The following is a 20,079-nucleotide window of genomic DNA, read 5'->3' on the forward strand; positions in this document are numbered from 1 at the left end:
TAGCAATGAAATTTGAATTGAAAACCACAGATGGGCGCGCCCGTCGCGGCCAGCTGGTGTTCGAGCGCGGCACGGTCCAGACCCCGGCCTTCATGCCGGTCGGTACCTACGGCACCGTCAAGGGGATGACCCCGGAAGAGGTGCGCGAGACCGGCGCCCAGATCCTGCTCGGCAACACCTTCCACCTCTGGCTGCGGCCGGGTCAGGAGGTGATGCGCGCCCATGGGGATCTCCATGACTTCATGAACTGGCAGGGGCCCATCCTGACCGACTCCGGCGGTTTCCAGGTGTTCAGCCTGGGTCACATCCGCAAGATCACCGAGGAGGGGGTGCATTTTCGTCATCCCATCAACGGCGAGAAGATCTTCCTCGACCCCGAGAAGTCCATGGAGATCCAGTATGATCTGGGCTCTGACATCGTGATGATCTTCGACGAGTGCACCCCGTACCCGGCGACGTACGAAGAGGCGCGCAAGTCCATGGAGATGTCCCTGCGCTGGGCCAGGCGCTCCCGCGACAAGTTTGATGCCCTGGGCAACAAGAACGCCCTGTTCGGCATCATCCAGGGCTCGGTCTACGAGCCGCTGCGGGATGTCTCCCTGGACGGTCTGCTGGAGATAGGCTTCGACGGCTATGCGGTCGGCGGTCTGGCGGTGGGTGAGCCCAAGGAAGACATGCACCGCATCCTGGATCACGTCTGCCCGAAAATTCCGGCCGACAAGCCCCGCTACCTGATGGGGGTGGGCAAGCCCGAAGATCTGGTGGAAGGGGTGCGCCGCGGCATCGACATGTTCGACTGCGTCATGCCGACCCGCAACGCCCGCAACGGTCATCTGTTCACCACGGATGGCGTGGTCAAGATCCGCAACGCCAAGTATCGCGAGGATACCAGCACCCTGGATGCGGACTGCGACTGCTACACCTGCAAGAACTACACCCGCAGCTATCTGTACCATCTGGACAAGTGCAACGAGATCCTTGGTGCCCGTTTGAATACCATTCACAACCTGCGCTATTACCAGCGGGTGATGCAGGGTTTGCGGGACGCGATCGAGCAGGGTAAATTAGACGACTTTGTGACTGAGTTTTATCGTCGGCAAGGGAAGGCCGTGCCTCCATTAGCTGAAGAAAACGTGTAATAACAACAACGTATCAGCGCGTTGTGTCTTGTATCTACATCAATAAGAGGTTGTTAAATGAGCATTATCTCTAAAGCGTATGCTGCCGGTGAAGCGGCCCCCCAGGGTGGCGGCATGGAAATGATCATCATGCTGGCCGTGTTTGGCCTCATCTTCTATTTCATGATCTACCGTCCGCAAGCCAAGCGCGTGAAGGAGCACAAGAATCTGATGAGCTCATTGGCCAAGGGTGACGAAGTGCTCACCTCCGGCGGTCTGGTTGGCAAGATAGTCAAGGTCTCCACCGAGAACGACTACCTGGTGCTGGCCCTGAACGAGCAGACCCAGGTCACCATCAAGCGTGATTTCGTCACCGCCGTTCTGCCCAAGGGTTCTATCCAGTCCCTTTAATCTCCCAAGGAGCACAGCGTGTTAAACCGCTATCCGCTGTGGAAATACCTGATGGTGATCGTCGTGATCGCCATCGGTTTTCTATATGCAGCCCCCAACCTGTACGGTGAGGATCCGGCTCTGCAAGTCTCCGCCAGTCGCGGTGCCGAGGTTCAGCTCAAGACGCTGGATCAAGTCAAAGCGATCCTGGATGAGGCCGCCATTCCGGTCAAACATGCCGCCTTCGAACACGGCCAGATCCTGGTGCGTTTCACCAATACCGAAGATCAGCTCAAGGCCCGCGACCTGGTCGCGACCAAGCTGGGCGATGACTTCGTCACCGCGCTGAACCTGGCCCCTTCCACCCCGGCCTGGCTTGAGGCCATCGGTGCCAATCCCCTCAAGCTGGGTCTGGACCTGCGCGGTGGTGTGCACTTCCTGATGGAAGTGGACATGGCCGAGGCGCTGACCAAGCAGCAGGAGCAGATGGTGCAGGATTTCCGCACCGAGCTGCGCACCCAGAAAATTCGTTACTCCGGCGTGCGCCGTAGTGGCGATCGGGTCGAAATCCTGTTTCGTGACGAGGCGGATCAGGAGCAGGCTATCGCCCATCTGCGCCGCCAGAATGCCGATCTGGTGTTCAACAGCGAGCAGAAAGGGGATGACTTCCTGGTGCTGGCCTCCCTGAGCGAAGCCAAGATCAAGGAGGTGAAGAAGTACGCCCTCGAGCAGAACATTACCATCATCCGCAACCGGGTCAATGAGCTGGGGGTGGCCGAGCCGCTGGTGCAGCAACAGGGTGCCGAGCGCATCGTGGTCGAGCTGCCCGGCATCCAGGACACCGCCCGTGCCAAGGAGATCCTGGGGGCCACCGCGACCCTGGAGTTCCACATGGTCGATGAGACCGCCGATCTCCAGGCCGCCGCCAACGGGCGAGTGCCGCCGAGCTCCAAGGTCTATACCGATCGCAACGGCCGCCCCGTGGTGCTGCAAAAGCGCATCATACTGACCGGTGACCACATAGTGGGTGCCCAGTCCGGTTTCGATGAGTACAGCCGTCCCCAGGTCAACATCAAGCTCGATGGTCAGGGTGGCAACAAGATGGCCAACTTTACCAAGGACAACGTCGGCAAGGGCATGGCCACCGTCTTCATCGAGTACAAGCCGGTCGGTGAACCCGGTCCCGATGGCAAGCGCAAGTTCCGCAAGCAGGAAGAGGTGATCAACGTGGCGACCATACAGTCGCGCCTTGGCAGCCAGTTCCGCATCACCGGGATCGACAACGCCAACGAGGCCCACAACCTGGCGCTCTTGCTGCGTGCGGGTGCCCTGATAGCCCCCATCCAGATCGTGGAAGAGCGCACCATAGGCCCGAGCCTGGGTCAGCAGAACATAGATTCCGGCATGCAGGCCATGGGCTATGGCATGCTCGCCATCGTCATCTTCATGGCCATCTACTATCGCAAGTTCGGCCTGGTGGCCAACCTGGCGCTGGTGGTCAACGTGGTGCTGATCATCGGGCTGATGTCCATGATCCCGGGCGCCACCATGACACTGCCCGGCATCGCCGGCATAGTGTTGACCATGGGCATGGCGGTGGATGCGAACGTCTTGATCTTCGAGCGTATTCGTGAGGAGCTGCGGGCGGGACGCGGTGTGCAGCAGGCCATCAACCTGGGTTACGAGAAGGCGTTTGGCACCATTGCCGACTCCAACATCACCACCCTGATCACCTGTATCATACTGTTCGCGGTCGGAACCGGCGCCATCAAGGGCTTCGCCCTGACCCTGGCCATCGGTATCCTGGCCTCGATGTTTACCGCCATCACGGGAACACGCGCCATCGTGAACCTGGCCTGGGGCGGCAAGCGTCTCGACAAGCTGCCGATCTGAGGGAAGCGCCATGCATGAGTTATTGAAAACCGACAAAGCCATTCCCTTCATGCGCTTTGCCAAACCGGCCTCCGCCCTCTCCATCCTGTTCGTGGTTCTGGCCTTTGCCAGCCTGTTCACCAAGGGACTGAACTGGGGCCTGGACTTCACCGGCGGCACCATCATCGAAGTGGGCTTCGAGCAGACCGTCGAGCTGCCCAAGGTCCGCGAGGTGCTGGAGAGCCAGGGGATAGAGGGCGCGACCGTGCAGAACTTCGGTTCCAGCCGCGACGTGCTGATCCGCCTGGCACCGGAGAAGGGGCTGCAGGCCCAGCAGCAGGGTGACAAGGTGCTGACCGCGGTCAAGACCCTGGGCAGTGCCCAGATCAAGCGGGTCGAGTTCGTCGGCCCCGCGGTCGGTCAGGAGCTGGCCGAGCAGGGTGGTCTCGCCATCCTGGTGGCCCTGCTCTGCATCCTCGCCTACATCAGCTTCCGCTTCGAGTGGCGACTCTCGGCCGGCGCCGTGCTGGCGCTGGCTCACGACGTCATCGTCACCCTGGGCTTCTTCTCCTTCTTCCAGTGGGAGTTTGACCTGACGGTGCTGGCGGCGGTGATGACGGTGGTGGGCTACTCCCTGAACGACACCATAGTGGTGTTTGACCGGGTGCGGGAGAACTTCCGCAAGCTGCGCCGTGGCGATACCGCCGAGATCCTGGATGCCTCCATGACCGAGACCCTGAGCCGTACCCTGATCACCTCAGGCACGACCCTGGTGGTGGTGGTGGCCCTGTTCCTCAAGGGGGGCACCCTGATCCACGGCTTCGCGACGGCCCTGCTGATCGGCATCGGCTTTGGTACCTACTCCTCGGTCTATGTGGCGAGCGCCTTCGCCATGTTCATCGGCATCAAGCGCGAGCACATGATGCCGACCCAGGTCGAGAAGGAAGGGGCGGATCAGCCCGATGTACTGCCCTGAGCGGCATCCCTGATCCTGATATGAAGAGAGCGCCTGCGGGCGCTCTCTTGTTTTGCATCGCCCGGCATCTTCAGGCAGGGTGACAAAGGGGGCGAGACCCCGTATCGTCACTGCGCAGCGGGAGCATGGCACTTCATTCCCTCTCCCATTGGTCACAAGACAAGGAGCATCACATGCAACACAGTCCCCGTTTTTTGGCTCTGATCGAGGCAACCCGAGGCCGGGTTGAAGAGACGGACGTTCATCAGATCAAGGGTTGGCAGGATGAGGGGCGTCACTTTCATCTCATCGACATCCGCGAGGAGAGCGAGTGGGCCCGTGGCCACCTGCCGGGGGCTCGCTACCTCGGCAAGGGGATCATAGAGCGGGACATAGAGGCCAACTACCCGGATCCGGAAACCCCGCTCTACCTCTATTGTGGCGGCGGTTTTCGCTCCATTCTGGCGGCGGATGCCCTGCGCCAGATGGGATACCGCCATGTGATCAGCGTCGATGGAGGCTTCAGGGGCTGGCTCGATGCTGGATACCCTGTCGAATCCTGATTTATTTGTCGGGAAACGGGTCAGCCACATGACAAAGGCGGACTTCCTCTTTACCATATGCCAGTCAAGGGTCTGCGTCGGAGTGTTCATTGAGCGTCAGTAAAGGGATGGGATACCTGCTCGGTGTCCTGGTATTGCTGCCCCTGTCGGGATGCAGCAGTCGTAGTCAGGTAGAGCCCCCTAAAGTAGTGCCACAGCCCACCTCGCTGGTGCTGGCGACCCCCTTGCAGGTTTCTTACCAGAGTGAGCTGGCGTTGGCCCGCCTCGGCCAGATGCTGGGAGAGATGGAGCTGACCCCGGAGCAGCGGGCCGAGCTGTTTTACGAGCGCGCCGTGGTGTTTGACAGGGTCGGGCTGCGTTCCCTCGCCAGGCTGGATTTCAACCGCGCCCTGCGGGAGAAACCGGACTTTGCCGAGGCGTACAACTTCATCGGCGTCTATCTGGTGCAGCAGCAGAACTATGACGAGGCCTACGAGGCGTTCGACTCGGCGCTGGAGCTGGCCCCGGATTACGACTATGCCTACCTCAACCGCGGCATCGCCCTCTATTACGGCAACCGGGCCTCGCTGTCGGTCTCGGACATGAAGCGTTTCTACGATGCCCAGCCCGAAGATCCCTACCGGGTGCTCTGGCTCTACCTGGCCGAGCGCAAGCTCGACGAGGCGAGTGCCATGAGCCATCTGCGCGAGCACCTGCGCCAGCATGGTGATAGCGCCTGGAACTGGGATCTGGTGCGCCTCTACAGCGGCACACTCACGCCTACCCAGCTGATGGCCAGCGTGGTGACCGGGGTGAAGGACAACCGCGAGCTGGCCGAGCGCCTGTGCGAGGCCTACTTCTACCTGGGCAAGTTCGAGCTGGCCAAGGGCAACCGCAAGGAGGCGATCAGCTACTTCAAGCTGGCGCTTGCGAACAATGTCTATGACTTCATCGAGCACAGGTACGCCCTGCTGGAGCTGGAGCTGATGGCGAGAAAGGCGGCGCAGCCGGGGGGTGAGGCCAGGCGCGATCAGGGCAGCAAGCAGCCCGCCATCTGATCTGGGTCTGTTCCTCCCATGAGAAAAGGCCTCGTCACGAGGCCTTTTTCGTCTCTGGCGAACGCAGGTCACTGCGCCAGCTGGATGCCCGGGATCTGGCGCCAGTAGCCGTTGCACTCGCGATCTGCCGAGAGGGGCAGGGGAGCCAGCCCCCCCTGATTGGCCCGAAATCGCTCCAGCATCGCCAGGGTGTCCATCCCCTGGGGGGAGAGGCGCACCACATCCACCAGATCCCGCATCCCCGCCAGCTCGTTGCCGAGGTTGTAGCAGTAGCCGGACTGGGTCTGGATGCCATTGAGGTTGAACAGGGGCTGCCCCTCCCGGCTCAGGGCCTGACGCCCGGTAGGGTAGTGGATGCAGGCCAGCTCGCAGCCATCCTTGGGCTTGTCCAGCGAGCGGGCGGTGAAGCAGCGCGCCGAGTAGGCCAGGGGCAGATAGCCGTAGGCGAAGATTTCCACCTCGAACTGCTGACGCTCCTTGCCCAGATCCTGTGCCAGCTGCACCAGCCAGTCACGGGAGAGCTCCACCGGCATCACCCAGCGCTGCATCCCTTGCTTGAGCAGCAGGCGCAGTACCTCGGCGTTGTAGGCATTGATGGCGGGGCCGCAGACGAAGGGCACCCCCGATTCCCGGGCGAGCTGTACCGCCCCCAGATCGTTGGCCTCTATCATCAGCTCGCCATTGTCGACGAGTCGCTTGAGCTCTTTGAGCTCCGACGGCGCCGAGATGAGGGCCAGGGTGGAGAGCACCACCTGCTTGCCGCTCGCCGCGACCTCCTTGGTGAGCGCCATCCACTCATCGACCTTGAGTTCGCGCCGCTTGGCACAGACGGTTTCCCCCAGATAGACGATATCGGCCTCGCTTTGGGCCGCCGCTTCGTAGAAGGCCCGGGTCTGGGTCTTGGGCCAGTAGAACAGCAGGGGCCCGAGAGAAAATTGCATATGTGCTCCTTTTATTGCCACTTGCGGTGATAGGCGCCGAGGGTGGTCTGGTTGCCCTCGGAGACGCGGGCGAGCTGGGCATCCCACTCGGGTTTGACGCCATAGCGTTCGGGGGAGGCGAGGTAGCTGTCGATGGCGGCGCGCCACACCCGGGTCACCTGCTCCACGTAGGCGGGGCTGCGCTGGCGTCCCTCTATCTTGACCGACTGGATCCCGCTTTGAAAAAGCTCGGGCAACAAGCCGAGTGTGTTGAGACTGGTGGGCTCCTCCAGGGCGTGATAGGTCTGACCATCCACCTCGAAGCGCCCCTTGCACAGGGTCGGGTAGCCGGCGTTCTCACCCGGACCGTAGCGATCGATCAGCACCTCGTTGAGCCGAGATTCGAGCCCGTTCGGGGTCTCCTCCCAGCGCACGAACTTGGCGGGGGAGCAGGCCCCGACCGTGTTGGGGCTCTCCCCGGTCAGGTAGGAGGAGAGGTAGCAGCGCCCCTCGGCCATGATGCAGAGGCTGCCGAAGGCGAACACCTCGAGGCCGACGTCCGTCTCCCGCGCCAGCTGCTTGACCTGATGCATGGAGAGCACCCGGGGCAGCACCACCCGGCCGACGTTGAAGTGGCGTTGGTAGAAGCGGATGGCGGCGGCATTGGTGGCACTGGCCTGCACCGAGACATGGAGCTCCATCTCGGGATGGCGACGGCTGGCGTAATCGAGCACGGCGAGATCGGCGACGATGAGGGCGTCGGCGCCCAGGGCCACCCCCTTGTCCACCGCTTGCTGCCACCTGGCATCGCCGCCCGGGTGCGCGAAGGTGTTGATGGCGATGTGCAGCTTGCGGCCATGTTGGTGCACATAGTCGACCGCCTTCTCCAGCTTGCCGCCATCGAAGTTGAGGCCGGCGAAGTGGCGGGCATTGGTGTCGTCCTTGAAGCCGATATAGACGGCATCGGCGCCGTTATCCACGGCGCTTTTCAGAGCCGGCAGGCTCCCCGCCGGGCAGAGTAATTCCATCGGTTGTGCTCCGATAACGCAAAAGAGCCCCGATTGTATGCAGGGCGGCGGCCGCGCTTTTTGACCTGAGGCAGTTTTAGGTGGCTTTACCCAGCAAGGGTTAACCGCGCACAAGTTTGATTTTCAACAGGATCCGTCTTGCCGGCCTGTGCTTGAATGCCGAAAACCCCGAGGAGGAGAGAACCGTGTTTCAACAACTACAGCGCCGTCTGGTCGCCCAGGCCCCCCAGCTGCTGCGCCGTCCCCTGGGGATGGTGCCCTTTGCCCTGCAACGCCGATTGATGGAGCCGCTGCTGGCCCGGGTGTTCCGAGAGGCCATCGCGGACGGGGATCTCGATTTTCTGGCGGACAAGTGGCTGAAGGTGGAGGTGACGGATCTGGGATTGCGCTGGTTCATCAGTCAGCGGGAGGGGGCGCTGCTGGTGAGCGACGCCGCCCCCAGGGTCGATGTCAGCTTCAGTGGCAGCGGCAGCGATCTCATTCTCATCTCGGCGCGCAAGGAGGATCCCGATACCCTCTTCTTCCAGCGTCGCCTCAAGATCGAAGGGGACACCGAGCTCGGGCTCGAACTCAAGAACTTGATAGACAGCCTGGATCTGGCCGCCCTGCCGGCGCTGCTCAGGTATCCGTTGCAGGATCTGGCCCATTTCATTGTGCAGGGGCAGGCATCAGAGCAGCCGGTGGCGACGGCGCAGGGTGCTGCGCTTTAACTGAGACGCCAGGCCGTCGGCGTGATGGCGATGCCTGTGTCTGGCCCAGAGGCAGCGCAGGGCCCACCCGCTGGCAAGCAGGGCCGGCCAGGTGCCCTGCTCGAGCCGGCCGAGGGCGGCGGCCAACCCCAGCCAGAGGAAGGGCTGCGCCTCATAGAACCATTCGGGGCGAAACCACCAGTGGCTGGGATAGACCACCAGGTCGGTGCGTCGATAGCTGGAGCGCATCATCCAGAGCAGGGCGCCACAGCCAAACAGCAGGGCGCCGCCCCCCAGCAGGAGAGGATGAGCACCAAGGTGCAGCAACAAGAGGCCCCCGCCCAGAGAGGCGGCGGGCAGGCTTTCATACAACCAGAGAGGCAACATGCCATCAACCTGTGTGGGGTACCTATCTTGTTAGTCCCGGGAGATGGGCCAATAAGTTCCCTGGGCCCTCGAAATGGATCGCCATTTACGATGCCAAAAGGGGCATCGGCTATGTTACAATTGCGCGCCATTTTTCACGAAAGATTGACCGGGCATGTTGGATAAGATTCGTATCGTCTTGGTAAACACCTCTCACACCGGCAACATGGGCTCGGCCGCCCGGGCCATGAAGACCATGGGCCTGAGCCAGATGGTACTGGTTGACCCCCAGGCGCTGCCCGATGGCAACGCCAATGCCCTGGCCGCCGGTGCCAGCGACATCTTGGCCAATGCCCGCATCGTTTCTACCCTGGATGAAGCGATCGCCGATTGTGGTCTGGTGATCGGCACCAGTGCCCGCTCACGCACCCTGAGCTGGCCGATGCTGGACTCGCGCGAAGCGGGAGCCAAGCTGGTGGCGGAGGCGGCCCGGCATCCGGTCGCCCTGGTGTTTGGTCGCGAGCGTACCGGCCTGACCAATGACGAGCTGCAGAAGTGCCATTTTCATGTGGCCATCCCGGCCAATCCCGAATACAGCTCCCTCAACCTTGCCATGGCGGTGCAGACCCTCTGCTACGAGGTGCGCATGCACTGGCTGGCGCAGCAGGCACCGTCCCCTGAGCCGGCAGACGAGGCTGTCTACCCGAGCGCCGCTCAGCTCGATGGCTTCTATCAGCACCTGGAGCAGACCCTGCTCAAGACCGGTTTCATCAGCGAGGAGCACCCGGGACAGGTGATGAACAAGCTGCGCCGCCTGTTCAACCGGGCCCGGCCGGAAGCGGTGGAACTCAACATCTTGCGCGGCATCCTGACCTCGGTACAGAAGCCCAGACCCCAGGATTAATCCCGACTAAAACAGTCAACCATAAACTTGACTGTTTTAGTCGGGTATGTGACCATAATTGCCAATTGGTTCGCAAGACGGTAACGGATATGAGACTGACCTCGAAAGGACGTTATGCAGTAACCGCCATGCTAGACGTGGCGTTACATGCCGAGCAGGGGCCCGTGCCCCTGGCTGATATTTCCGAACGCCAGGGCATCTCTCTGTCCTACCTTGAGCAGCTGTTCGCCCGCCTGCGCAAGCACGGCCTGGTGAGCAGCGTACGCGGTCCCGGCGGCGGCTATCGCCTCGGTCTGGATCCGGCGGCCATCTCGGTCGGCCAGGTGATCACGGCCGTCGACGAGTCGGTCGATGCCACCAAGTGCCTCGGCAAAGGGGGCTGCCATGGCGGTACCCAGTGCCTGACCCACTCCCTGTGGCGCGATCTGAGTGAACGTATCTCCAGCTTCCTTGGCGATATCACCCTGGCCGAGCTGGTCGGGCAGGCGGATGTCCGCCGGATTGCCGACAAGCAGGATGAACAGATGAAAACCGTGTTGTCCCTGGTTGACCGGGCGGAACGCGGCGATGTGAGCCTGAAAGTCCAACTATAAACGTGCTTTCCACAGCCAACCGATGTGTGGTCGGTCTGTAACGGAGAAAAAGATGAAACTGCCTATATACCTTGATTATTCGGCAACCTGCCCCGTCGACCCCAGGGTCGCGGAGAAGATGATGCAGTGCCTCACCATGGATGGCCTGTTTGGCAACCCTGCCTCCCGTTCCCACCGCTTCGGCTGGCAGGCCGAAGAGGCGGTCGATCTGGCCCGAAATCAAGTGGCAGAGCTCATCGGTGCCGATCCCCGCGAGATCGTGTTCACCTCAGGTGCGACCGAGTCCAACAACCTGGCCATCAAGGGCATAGCCCACTTCTACGCCAGCAAGGGCAAGCACATCGTCACCTCCAAGACCGAACACAAGGCGGTGCTCGACACTTGCCGCCAGCTGGAGCGTGAAGGCTACGAGGTGACCTACCTCGAGCCCATGCCCAACGGCCTGTTCACCCTGGAGCAGATCGAAGGCGCCCTGCGCGATGACACCGTGCTGGTGAGCATCATGCACGTCAACAACGAGATCGGCGTGGTGCAAGACATCGCCGCCATCGGCAACCTGTGCCGTTCGCGCAAGATCTTCCTGCACGTCGATGCGGTCCAGAGCGCCGGCAAGATCCCGGTGGACGTCGAAGCCCTCAAGGTGGATCTGCTCTCCGTGTCCGCCCACAAGGTCTATGGTCCGAAAGGGATCGGCGCCCTCTATGTGCGTCGCAAGCCGCGGGTTCGTCTGGAAGCCCAGATGCACGGCGGCGGCCACGAGCGTGGCATGCGCTCCGGCACCCTGCCGACCCACCAGATCGTCGGCATGGGCGAAGCGTTCCGCATCGCCAAGGAAGAGATGGCGAGCGAGAGCCAGCGCATGATGGCCCTGCGCCAGCGTCTGTGGGACGGGGTGAAAGACATCGAAGCCGTCTACGTCAACGGGGATCTGGATCAGCGCGTGCCGGGCAACCTCAACGTCAGCTTTGCCTATGTGGAAGGGGAATCCCTCATCATGGCGCTCAAGGATTTGGCGGTCTCCTCCGGTTCGGCCTGTACCTCTGCCAGCCTGGAGCCCTCTTATGTGCTGCGCGCCCTCGGCCTGAACGACGAGCTGGCACACAGCTCCATTCGTTTCAGCATGGGTCGCTTCACCACGGAAGAAGAGATCGATTACGCAATCAAGCTTATCCGTGACTCCATCGGTCGTCTGCGCGAGATGTCTCCCCTGTGGGAGATGTACAAGGACGGCGTCGATCTGAACACGGTCGAATGGGCACACCACTGATCACTGAGGATCAGCGGCGACAACGGAATTAGCAGGAGTTAATCATGGCTTACAGCGAAAAAGTAATAGACCACTACGAAAACCCCCGTAACGTCGGCGGTTTCGACAAGAACGACCCCAGCATCGCCACCGGCATGGTCGGTGCGCCGGCCTGCGGCGACGTCATGAAGCTGCAGCTGAAGATCAGCGACGCCGGCATCATCGAAGATGCCAAGTTCAAGACCTATGGTTGTGGCTCCGCCATCGCCTCCAGCTCCCTGGTGACCGAGTGGGTCAAGGGCAAGACACTGGACGAAGCGGCCGGTATCAAGAACACGGATATCGCCGAAGAGCTGGCGCTGCCGCCGGTCAAGATCCACTGCTCCATCCTGGCTGAGGATGCCATCAAGGCAGCCATCGCCGACTACAAGCAGAAGAAAGGTCTCGTTTAAGGTTCGGAGAGCAGTATGGCCATTACCATGACAGCAGCCGCGGCCGAGCGGGTATCCAATTTCCTGAGCAACCGCGGCAAGGGCCTGGGCCTGCGCCTCGGCGTCAAGACCACCGGCTGCTCGGGTCTCGCCTATGTGCTGGAGTTCGTTGACGAGCTCAGCGACGGCGATCGGGTATTTGAGCAGCAGGGCGTCAAGATCATCGTCGACGCCAAGAGCCTGGCCCACCTGGATGGCACCGAGCTGGATTTCGTCAAGGAGGGCCTCAACGAGGGCTTCCAGTTCAACAACCCGAATGCCAAGGGCGAGTGTGGTTGCGGCGAAAGCTTCAGTGTGTAAGGGGACCTCATGAACCATTTCGAGCTGTTTGGACTGGTACCAGGGTTCGAGCTCGATACCCGCCAGCTGGGGGAGACCTACCGCCAGCTGCAAACCCAGTTCCATCCAGACCGTTTTGCCACCGCTCCCGAACGGGAGCGGCTGGCGTCCGTGCAGCAGGCGGCCCGCATCAACGATGCGTTCGCCACCCTCAAGGCGCCCCTGCGCCGTGCCGAATACCTGCTCTCCCTGCGGGGCACCGAGATCCGCGGCGAACAGCAGACCCTGCAAGACACCGCCTTCCTGATGCAGCAACTGGAGTGGCGCGAGCGGCTGGCGGATCTCAAGTCCGATCCCCAACCTGAGGCGGCCATCGCGGATTTTCGCCAGGAGATAGGGCAGGATCACCGCCATCTGATGCAACGGCTGATCGACAGTCTCGCCGCTGGCGACGATCTCAAGGCCGCCGATTGCGTGCGCAAGCTCAAGTTTGTCGACAAGCTGCTCGATGAGCTGGAACGTTTCGAAGACTCGCTGTTCGAGTCTTGATCCCTTAACGCTGGAATTTTCACTCCCATGGCATTACTGCAAATCGCCGAGCCCGGCCAGAGCGCCGCGCCTCATCAGCATAAACGTGCCGTCGGCATCGATCTGGGCACCACCAACTCGCTGGTTGCCGCGGTGCGCAGCGGCCAGGCCGATACCCTCAGTGACAGTCAGGGGCGGGTCTTGTTGCCCTCCGCCGTGCACTACCAGACCGACACCATCCGGGTCGGATTTGACGCCAAGCGCGAGGCTGCCCTCGACCCCCGCAACACCATCATCTCGGTCAAGCGCATGATGGGCAAGGCCCTGGCGGACATTGACACCCGCCAGCAGCCTTACGAGTTTGTGGCCAGTGACAACGGCTCGCCCCAGATCCTGACCCGCCAGGGGCTGGTCAATCCGGTGCAGGTGTCGGCCGAGATCCTCAAGAGCCTGGCCGAGCGCGGTGCCGCGTCCCTGGGGGGCGATCTCGATGGTGTCGTCATCACAGTGCCTGCCTATTTCGATGATGCCCAGCGCCAGGGCACCAAGGATGCGGCCCGTCTGGCCGGTCTGCACGTGTTGCGCCTGCTCAACGAGCCCACGGCCGCCGCCATCGCCTACGGTCTGGATTCGGGTCAGGAAGGGGTGATCGCCGTGTACGATCTCGGCGGCGGCACCTTCGATATCTCCATCCTGCGCCTGCATCGCGGCGTGTTCGAGGTGATGGCCACCGGCGGCGACTCGGCCCTGGGTGGCGATGACTTCGATCACCTGCTGGCGGACTGGATCAAGGAGCAGGCCGGTCTGGCCGGCGACCTCGATGCCCGCCTGCAACGGGAGTTGCTGGACACGGCGGCCGCGGTCAAGCATGGCCTGACCGATGCCGACACCGTGCCCTGTACCTTTGCCGGCTGGCAGGGGGAGGTGAGCCGTGCCGGCTTTGATGCCCTCATCCTGCCCCTGGTCAAGCGCACCCTGCTGGCCTGCCGCCGCGCCCTGAAAGATGCCGGGCTCGGCGCCGACGAGGTGCTGGAAGTGGTGATGGTCGGCGGCTCGACCCGCGTGCCCCTGGTGCGTGAACAGGTGGGCGGCTTCTTCGGCCGCACCCCGCTCACCAGCATCGACCCCGACAAGGTGGTGGCCATCGGTGCCGCCATCCAGGCCGACATCCTGGTGGGCAACAAGCCCGACGCCGAGATGCTGCTGCTGGACGTGATCCCGCTCTCCCTGGGGCTTGAGACCATGGGGGGGCTGGCCGAGAAGGTGATCCCGCGCAACACCACGATTCCGGTGGCCCGCGCCCAGGAGTTCACCACCTTCAAGGATGGCCAGACCGCCATGGCAATCCACGTGGTGCAAGGAGAACGCGAGCTGGTGGCCGATTGCCGCTCCCTGGCTCGCTTCACCCTGACCGGCATTCCGCCCATGGCGGCGGGGGCCGCCCACATCCGGGTCACCTTCCAGGTGGATGCCGATGGTCTGCTCTCGGTCAGCGCCATGGAGAAGTCCTCCGGGGTGCAGGCTGAGATCCAGGTCAAGCCCTCCTACGGCCTGGCCGAGGAGGAGATCCTCTCCATGCTGACCTCCTCCATCGAGCATGCGGAGCAGGACATGGCCGCCCGCATGCTGGCCGAACAGCAGGTAGAGGCGGATCGCGTCATCGAGAGCCTCAATGCCGCCCTGGCCGCCGATGGTGAGACCCTGCTGAGCGCCGCCGAGCGGGCCGAACTCGATGCCGCCATCGCCCATCTCAGCCAGATGCGCCTGGCCGGGTCGACCAATGAAATCAAAGATGCCATCGAGGCGGCGGATGCTGCCAGTGGCGAGTTTGCCGCCCGTCGCATGGATGCCTCCATCCGCAAGGTGCTGACCGGCCAAGACGTTAACAAGGTGTGATATGCCGAAACTGATCATTTTGCCCCATCCCGAACTCTGCCCGGAGGGCGCGGCCCTGGAAGGGGCGAGCGGTGAGACCATACTGGACATCGCCCTGCGCAACGGCATCGAGATAGAGCATGCCTGCGAGAAATCCTGCGCCTGCACCACCTGCCACTGCGTGGTACGGGAAGGCTTTGATTCCCTCGAGCCGAGCGACGAGCTGGAAGACGACATGCTGGACAAGGCCTGGGGCCTGGAGCCGGAATCCCGGCTGAGCTGCCAGGCGCGTCTGGCGGACGAGGATCTGGTGGTGGAGCTGCCCAAATACACCCTCAACCTCGCCTCCGAGCGCCACTGATCCGCGCCGGGTCAAACGAGTATGCAGCCGGTGCGGATGCAAAAGTGATATGGTGAAGGCCGTGACCCGAGAGGGAGACGGCCTTTTTTATTGCCGCCATTCCCCGACCGACCCATTGCCAAAAAGAAAAGGAAGCAAGAAGAGATGGCTGAGATGATGAATGTAGTGTTGTCCACCCAGGCGGCCGCCCCCCACTGGGGCGAGAGTGCCCTGCTGAGTTTCAACGGTGACGAAGCCCGGGTACATCTTGACCAGGAGCCCCTGCGCGCCATTCAGCGGGCCGCCCGCCGCCTGGAGTCCTCCGGCATCAAGCGGGTGCGCCTGGCCGGTGAGGGCTGGGATCTGGAGCGCCGCTTCGCCTTCGCCCAGGGCTTCTATGCCGCCAAGGGGGAGCGGACACTGGCGTTTGGCGAGCAGTCGGCCCAGGACGCCCAGGCCCTCGATGGCCTGCTCAAGGCCAGCGCCTGGGTGCGGGACGTGACCAACGCCTGCCCGGAGGAGATCTACCCCATGAGCCTGGCGGAATCCGCCCTGCTGCTCATTCGCGGCCTGGCCGGTGACAGTGTCACCGCCCGCATCACCAGCGGTGAAGCCCTGAAGGAAGCGGGCCACATCGGCATCTGGTCGGTGGGCCGGGGCAGCGAGCGCGAGCCCGTGTTGCTGGAACTCGATTACAACCCGAGCGGCAACCCGGATGCCCCCGTGGCCGCCGCCCTGGTGGGCAAGGGGATCACCTTCGACTCCGGCGGCTACAGCATGAAATCGTCCGATGGCATGCTGCCGATGAAATCCGACATGGGGGGCGCCGCCATGGTGACCGGCGGCCTGGCCCTGGCCATCGCCCGGGGTCTGGACAAGCGGGTCAAGCTCATCCTCTGCTGCGCCGAGAACCTGGTCTCGGGCCATGCCTTCAAGCTCGGCGACATCCTCACCTATCGCAACGGCATCAGCGTCGAGATCCAGAACACGGACGCCGAGGGACGCCTGGTGCTGGCGGACGGCCTGCTGACCGCCAGCGAGAGCGGCGCCCCCTACATTCTCGATGCCGCCACCCTGACCGGCGCCGCCAAGATGGCCCTGGGCCGTGACTACAATGCCCTGTTCGCCCTGGACGAGGCCGAGCAGGCCCGTGGTCTGGCCGCCGCCAAGGCGGAAAACGAGAAGGCCTGGGTCCTGCCGCTGGAGACCTGGCATCAGGGCCAGCTCGGCTCCTCGTTTGCCGACATGAGCAACGTGGCCACGGCCGAAGGCACGGCCGGCGCCACCACGGCGGCCGCCTTCCTGTCGCGCTTCGTCCGTGACGAGGGGCGGGGCTGGCTGCACATGGACTTGGCCGGTGCCTACCAGAAGGCGGGCAACGAGCTGTGGGCCACCGGCGCCAAGGGCCATGGCCTGCGCACCATCGCCCGCTGGCTCGAAGAGGTGACGGCATGAACGCCTGCCTGAAACAGGGGGATCATGACCACGGCTACCCGGTGTTAGCCGGGGGGGCCTCCATTGCGATCTGTCTCGAAGAGGTGTCTGTATGAATGTCTGGCTGAGCCGTGAATTTGCCGCCCCCGAGTGGGGGGAGGGCGCCCTGCTCTCCCATCGCGCCGACGGCGCCCTGATCCATCTGGTGAGTGCGAGTCCCCTGCAGGATATCCAGCAGGCGGCGCGCCGCCTCTGCAGCCAGGGGATCCACAGGGTGAGCCTGGCCGGTCACTGGGACAGGGAGCAGCAGTGGGCCTTCGCCCAGGGGCTGCAGACCCCCAAGGTGGAGGTGGAGCTGCAATGGGCCACCTGCAGCGAGGAGGACAGGGCCGAGCTGGAAGGACGCTGGCTGTGCGGGCGCTGGGTACGGGAGATGACCAATGCCACGCCGGAGCAGCTGGGGCCGCTGGATCTGGCGGTGGAGGCGGCGGCCTTCATCACCGAGCTGGCGCCGGACAAGGTGAGCCACCGCATCCTCAAGGGCGAGGCCCTGGCCCAGGCCGGCTGGGTGGGCCTCTATCAGGTGGGCCGTGGCAGCGATCGCGAGCCCGTCATGCTGGAGCTCGACTTCAACCCGGGCAAGGATCCCAAGGCCCCCGTCGCCGCAGCCCTGGTGGGCAAGGGCATCACCTTCGACTCCGGTGGCTACTCCATGAAGACCTCCCAGGGCATGCTGACCATGAAGCATGACATGGGGGGCGCCGCCATCGTCACCGGCGCCCTTGCGCTGGCCATGCTGCGGGGCCTGGACAAGCGGGTCAAGCTCATCCTCTGCTGCGCCGAGAACCTGGTCTCGGGCCACGCCTACAAGCTGGGTGACATCCTCACCTACAAGAACGGCACCACGGTGGAGATAGTCAACACCGACGCCGAGGGGCGTCTGGTACTGGCCGATGGCCTGCAGCTGGCCTGTGCCAGCGGCGCGCCCCTCATCCTGGACGCCGCCACCCTGACCGGGGCGGCCGTGATGGCGCTGGGGGGACGTTACAACGCCCTGTTCGGCCTGGACAAGGGACTGGTGAGCCGGGCCATGACCTACGCCGAGGCGGAGCAGGAGCCGGCCTGGCCGCTGCCCCTCGAGCCCTGGCACCGCACCCAGTGCCCGTCCCACTATGCCGACACCGCCAACAGCCGTCCCGTGCCGGGCGGCGGCCCGGGGGGCGCCTCCAACGCGGCCGGCTTCCTCTCCCGCTTCGTCGCCAACGAGGGGCAGGGCTGGCTGCACGTGGATCTTGCCTCCTGTTTCAGCGAGAACGGTGACAGCCTGTGGGCGCCGGGGGCCAATACCCTGGGGATGCGTACCCTGGCCCGCACCCTGCTGGACGAGACGCGATAGTGCTCACCCCATTGCCACAAGGCGCCTGATGGCGCCTTTTTCATGGCCAAGATCCGCGCCTTCGGGCGATCGCCCGCCGCAAGGCAGCAGGCCAACAGGGCGCCCGAGAGGGGAGGGAGAGCTTGATTTTCATGCATTTGGTCAGAAAAACGTGGGCAAGCGCACATTTTTTTGGGTTAGGCTACGGCAAGGTGAGCTGTCATGTTGTTTTAACGATGACTTTGTTTAACAAAAAGTTGCCTTTTTGTATGTTGTTTCGCTTTTTGTTTACGTATAATCGCCGCCGAACATCAATTCTTACCCTAATTCTCAGTAGTTTAAGGAAGATCTAATGGCTATCGAACGTACCTTCTCTATCGTCAAGCCGGATGCGGTCAGCAAGAACTTGATCGGTGCCATCTACAACCGCTTCGAGAGCGCGGGCCTGCGCATCGTCGCAGCCAAGATGATCCACATGAGCCGCGAGCAGGCTGCCGGCTTCTACGCCGAGCACGAAGGGCGCCCCTTCTATGATGCCCTGGTCGCCTTCATGACCTCGGGTCCCGTCATGGTGCAGGTGCTGGAGGGCGAAGACGCCATCCGTCGCAACCGCGAGATCATGGGCGCCACCAATCCTGCCGATGCCCTGGCCGGTACCCTGCGTGCCTGCTTCGCCGACAGCATAGATCGCAACGCCGTACACGGTTCCGATGCCCCGGCCTCTGCCGCCCGTGAAATTGCCTACTTCTTCGGCGATGACGAGATCTGCCCGCGCGCCTGATGACGTCGGCAGTGAAAACCAGCAAAGGGAGCCTCGGCTCCCTTTCGTTATTTGGCGAAAAGCCGGATAACTCCGTATGCTGCGGGTAGCAAGGCAGACACATTATTTGTACAATGCCGCCCCCTGACGACCGTCAGCAATCATTTCGTAGTGTGTGGACTGAGGCCTTTGATGAGCGAAACAAAAACCAACCTGCTGGATCTTGATCGGGATGCCATGCGTGCCTTCTTCGTCGAACTGGGCGAGAAGCCATTCCGGGCGGATCAGGTGATGAAGTGGATCTATCACTTCGGTTGTGACGATTTCGATCAGATGAACAACGTCAACAAGGTGCTGCGCGAGCGGCTCAAGGCGGTGGCCGAGATCCGCGCTCCGGAAGTGAGCCGTGAACAGCGCTCTTCCGATGGCACCATCAAGTGGGCCCTGCAGGTCGGGGACCAGGAAGTCGAGACCGTCTACATCCCGGAAGCGGACCGCGCCACCCTGTGCGTCTCCTCCCAGGTCGGCTGCGCCCTGGCCTGTACCTTCTGCTCCACCGCCCAGCAAGGCTTCAACCGCAACCTGAAGGTCTCCGAGATCATCGGCCAGGTGTGGCGCGCCGCCAAGGTGGTTGGCGGCAAGCGCCCCATCACCAACGTGGTGATGATGGGCATGGGCGAGCCCCTGCTCAACCTCTCCAACGTGATCCCGGCCATGCGGCTGATGATGGACGATTTTGGCTATGGCATCTCCAAGCGTCGGGTGACCATCTCCACCTCCGGCGTGGTGCCGGCCCTGGACATGCTGGGGGATCAGATCGACGTGGCCCTGGCCATCTCCCTGCATGCGCCGAACGACAAGCTGCGCTCCGAGATCATGCCCATCAACGACAAGTACAACATCGAGGATTTCCTCGCCGGTGTGCGTCGTTACCTGGCCAAGTCCAACGCCAATGGGGGCCGGGTCACGGTGGAATATGTGCTGCTCGATCATATCAATGACGACATGCAGCATGCCCACGAGCTGGCTCAGGTGCTGAAAGATACCCCGAGCAAGATCAACCTGATCCCCTTCAACCCCTTCCCGGGCAACCCGTTTGGCAAGCCGAGCAACAGTCGCATCGACCGCTTCTCCAAGGTGCTGATGGAGTACGGCCTGACCGTGATAGTGCGCAAGACCCGCGGGGACGACATCGACGCCGCCTGCGGTCAGTTGGTCGGAGATGTGATCGACCGCACTAAACGCACCATGAAAAAGCGGATGCAACAGGATGGGATTTCCGTCAAAATGGTCTAACCGCTAAGCCATTGTATAGT

General features: G+C 62.9%; 22 protein-coding genes. 19 read left to right on the forward strand and 3 right to left on the reverse strand.

The genetic code is table 11. The features are described 5' to 3' along the window. The first annotated feature begins 5 nt into the window (after window positions 1-5). The 6 genes from tgt (at window position 6) to nlpI (ending at window position 5,935) form a co-directional block, all read left to right on the forward strand. Complete coding sequence (gene tgt / locus ACW5W4_RS04735) at window positions 6-1,139, forward strand: tRNA guanosine(34) transglycosylase Tgt (protein WP_408796552.1); 1,134 nt, start codon at window positions 6-8, stop codon at window positions 1,137-1,139. Window positions 1,140-1,196: 57 nt separating this feature from the next. After that, window positions 1,197-1,529, forward strand: a complete 333-nt coding sequence (yajC, locus tag ACW5W4_RS04740) for a preprotein translocase subunit YajC (RefSeq protein WP_041994478.1) — start codon at window positions 1,197-1,199, stop codon at window positions 1,527-1,529. Window positions 1,530-1,547: 18 nt separating this feature from the next. Next, window positions 1,548-3,401 (forward strand): protein translocase subunit SecD, encoded by a 1,854-nt coding sequence (gene secD, locus ACW5W4_RS04745; RefSeq protein ID WP_427262268.1) that lies wholly within the window; start codon window positions 1,548-1,550, stop codon window positions 3,399-3,401. A gap of 10 nt (window positions 3,402-3,411) precedes the next feature. Next, on the forward strand, window positions 3,412-4,356 hold the full coding sequence (secF, locus tag ACW5W4_RS04750; RefSeq protein ID WP_456688594.1) for a protein translocase subunit SecF: 945 nt from the start codon (window positions 3,412-3,414) through the stop codon (window positions 4,354-4,356). Window positions 4,357-4,529: 173 nt separating this feature from the next. Continuing rightward, window positions 4,530-4,898, forward strand: a complete 369-nt coding sequence (locus ACW5W4_RS04755; protein ID WP_456688595.1) for a rhodanese-like domain-containing protein — start codon at window positions 4,530-4,532, stop codon at window positions 4,896-4,898. A gap of 89 nt (window positions 4,899-4,987) precedes the next feature. After that, on the forward strand, window positions 4,988-5,935 hold the full coding sequence (nlpI, locus tag ACW5W4_RS04760) for a lipoprotein NlpI (protein WP_408796548.1): 948 nt from the start codon (window positions 4,988-4,990) through the stop codon (window positions 5,933-5,935). Between the two features lie 68 nt (window positions 5,936-6,003). Here the strand turns inward: nlpI and ACW5W4_RS04765 are convergent, their stop codons facing one another. Next, window positions 6,004-6,876 carry a U32 family peptidase gene (locus ACW5W4_RS04765; RefSeq protein ID WP_456688596.1) on the reverse strand — a complete coding sequence of 291 codons (873 nt, stop codon included), beginning with the start codon at window positions 6,874-6,876 and terminating at the stop codon, window positions 6,004-6,006. 11 nt (window positions 6,877-6,887) lie between these two features. Next, window positions 6,888-7,883, reverse strand: coding sequence for a ubiquinone anaerobic biosynthesis protein UbiU (ubiU, locus tag ACW5W4_RS04770; RefSeq protein ID WP_427262270.1), 996 nt, complete (start codon window positions 7,881-7,883; stop codon window positions 6,888-6,890). A 185-nt stretch (window positions 7,884-8,068) separates the two neighbouring features. Between ubiU and ubiT the strand changes: the two genes are divergently transcribed. Further along, a complete protein-coding gene (gene ubiT / locus ACW5W4_RS04775; protein WP_456688597.1) occupies window positions 8,069-8,593 on the forward strand; it encodes a ubiquinone anaerobic biosynthesis accessory factor UbiT in 525 nt (174 codons plus the stop codon). On the opposite strand, the gene ACW5W4_RS04780 is transcribed toward ubiT, so the two are convergent. Then, window positions 8,552-8,959, reverse strand: a complete 408-nt coding sequence (locus tag ACW5W4_RS04780; RefSeq protein WP_111874542.1) for a hypothetical protein — start codon at window positions 8,957-8,959, stop codon at window positions 8,552-8,554. The genes ubiT and ACW5W4_RS04780 overlap by 42 nt on opposite strands. A 154-nt stretch (window positions 8,960-9,113) precedes the next feature. Here ACW5W4_RS04780 and trmJ point away from each other — a divergent pair, with 154 nt between their 5' ends. From trmJ to ACW5W4_RS04840, 12 genes are all read left to right on the forward strand, one after another. Further along, window positions 9,114-9,842, forward strand: coding sequence for a tRNA (cytosine(32)/uridine(32)-2'-O)-methyltransferase TrmJ (trmJ, locus tag ACW5W4_RS04785; RefSeq protein ID WP_427262272.1), 729 nt, complete (start codon window positions 9,114-9,116; stop codon window positions 9,840-9,842). A gap of 89 nt (window positions 9,843-9,931) precedes the next feature. Then, window positions 9,932-10,435, forward strand: a complete 504-nt coding sequence (gene iscR, locus ACW5W4_RS04790; RefSeq protein ID WP_041994452.1) for a Fe-S cluster assembly transcriptional regulator IscR — start codon at window positions 9,932-9,934, stop codon at window positions 10,433-10,435. A gap of 52 nt (window positions 10,436-10,487) precedes the next feature. Next, the gene (locus tag ACW5W4_RS04795; RefSeq protein ID WP_041994450.1) at window positions 10,488-11,702 is read left to right on the forward strand and encodes an IscS subfamily cysteine desulfurase; all 1,215 of its coding nucleotides are present in this window, start codon (window positions 10,488-10,490) and stop codon (window positions 11,700-11,702) included. A 44-nt stretch (window positions 11,703-11,746) separates the two neighbouring features. Next, window positions 11,747-12,133: a Fe-S cluster assembly scaffold IscU gene (gene iscU, locus ACW5W4_RS04800; RefSeq protein WP_005907033.1), complete on the forward strand. Its 387-nt coding sequence runs from the start codon at window positions 11,747-11,749 to the stop codon at window positions 12,131-12,133. A gap of 15 nt (window positions 12,134-12,148) precedes the next feature. Continuing rightward, a complete protein-coding gene (gene iscA, locus ACW5W4_RS04805) occupies window positions 12,149-12,472 on the forward strand; it encodes an iron-sulfur cluster assembly protein IscA (protein ID WP_041994443.1) in 324 nt (107 codons plus the stop codon). A 9-nt stretch (window positions 12,473-12,481) separates the two neighbouring features. Beyond that, on the forward strand, window positions 12,482-13,000 hold the full coding sequence (gene hscB / locus ACW5W4_RS04810) for a co-chaperone HscB (RefSeq protein WP_408796541.1): 519 nt from the start codon (window positions 12,482-12,484) through the stop codon (window positions 12,998-13,000). A 27-nt stretch (window positions 13,001-13,027) separates the two neighbouring features. Next, entirely contained in the window at window positions 13,028-14,875 is a 1,848-nt protein-coding gene (hscA, locus tag ACW5W4_RS04815) for a Fe-S protein assembly chaperone HscA (RefSeq protein ID WP_456688598.1), read from the forward strand. A gap of 1 nt (window position 14,876) precedes the next feature. Continuing rightward, window positions 14,877-15,215: an ISC system 2Fe-2S type ferredoxin gene (gene fdx, locus ACW5W4_RS04820; protein ID WP_005907038.1), complete on the forward strand. Its 339-nt coding sequence runs from the start codon at window positions 14,877-14,879 to the stop codon at window positions 15,213-15,215. Window positions 15,216-15,359: 144 nt separating this feature from the next. After that, window positions 15,360-16,649, forward strand: coding sequence for an aminopeptidase PepB (pepB, locus tag ACW5W4_RS04825; protein WP_427262276.1), 1,290 nt, complete (start codon window positions 15,360-15,362; stop codon window positions 16,647-16,649). Between the two features lie 91 nt (window positions 16,650-16,740). Further along, on the forward strand, window positions 16,741-18,024 hold the full coding sequence (gene pepB, locus ACW5W4_RS04830) for an aminopeptidase PepB (RefSeq protein WP_041994426.1): 1,284 nt from the start codon (window positions 16,741-16,743) through the stop codon (window positions 18,022-18,024). A 331-nt stretch (window positions 18,025-18,355) separates the two neighbouring features. Further along, window positions 18,356-18,784: a nucleoside-diphosphate kinase gene (gene ndk, locus ACW5W4_RS04835; RefSeq protein ID WP_041994423.1), complete on the forward strand. Its 429-nt coding sequence runs from the start codon at window positions 18,356-18,358 to the stop codon at window positions 18,782-18,784. A 171-nt stretch (window positions 18,785-18,955) separates the two neighbouring features. Continuing rightward, window positions 18,956-20,059, forward strand: coding sequence for a bifunctional tRNA (adenosine(37)-C2)-methyltransferase TrmG/ribosomal RNA large subunit methyltransferase RlmN (locus ACW5W4_RS04840; protein ID WP_408796537.1), 1,104 nt, complete (start codon window positions 18,956-18,958; stop codon window positions 20,057-20,059). Window positions 20,060-20,079: the final 20 nt, after the last annotated feature.

The organism is Aeromonas crassostreae (assembly GCF_054052445.1).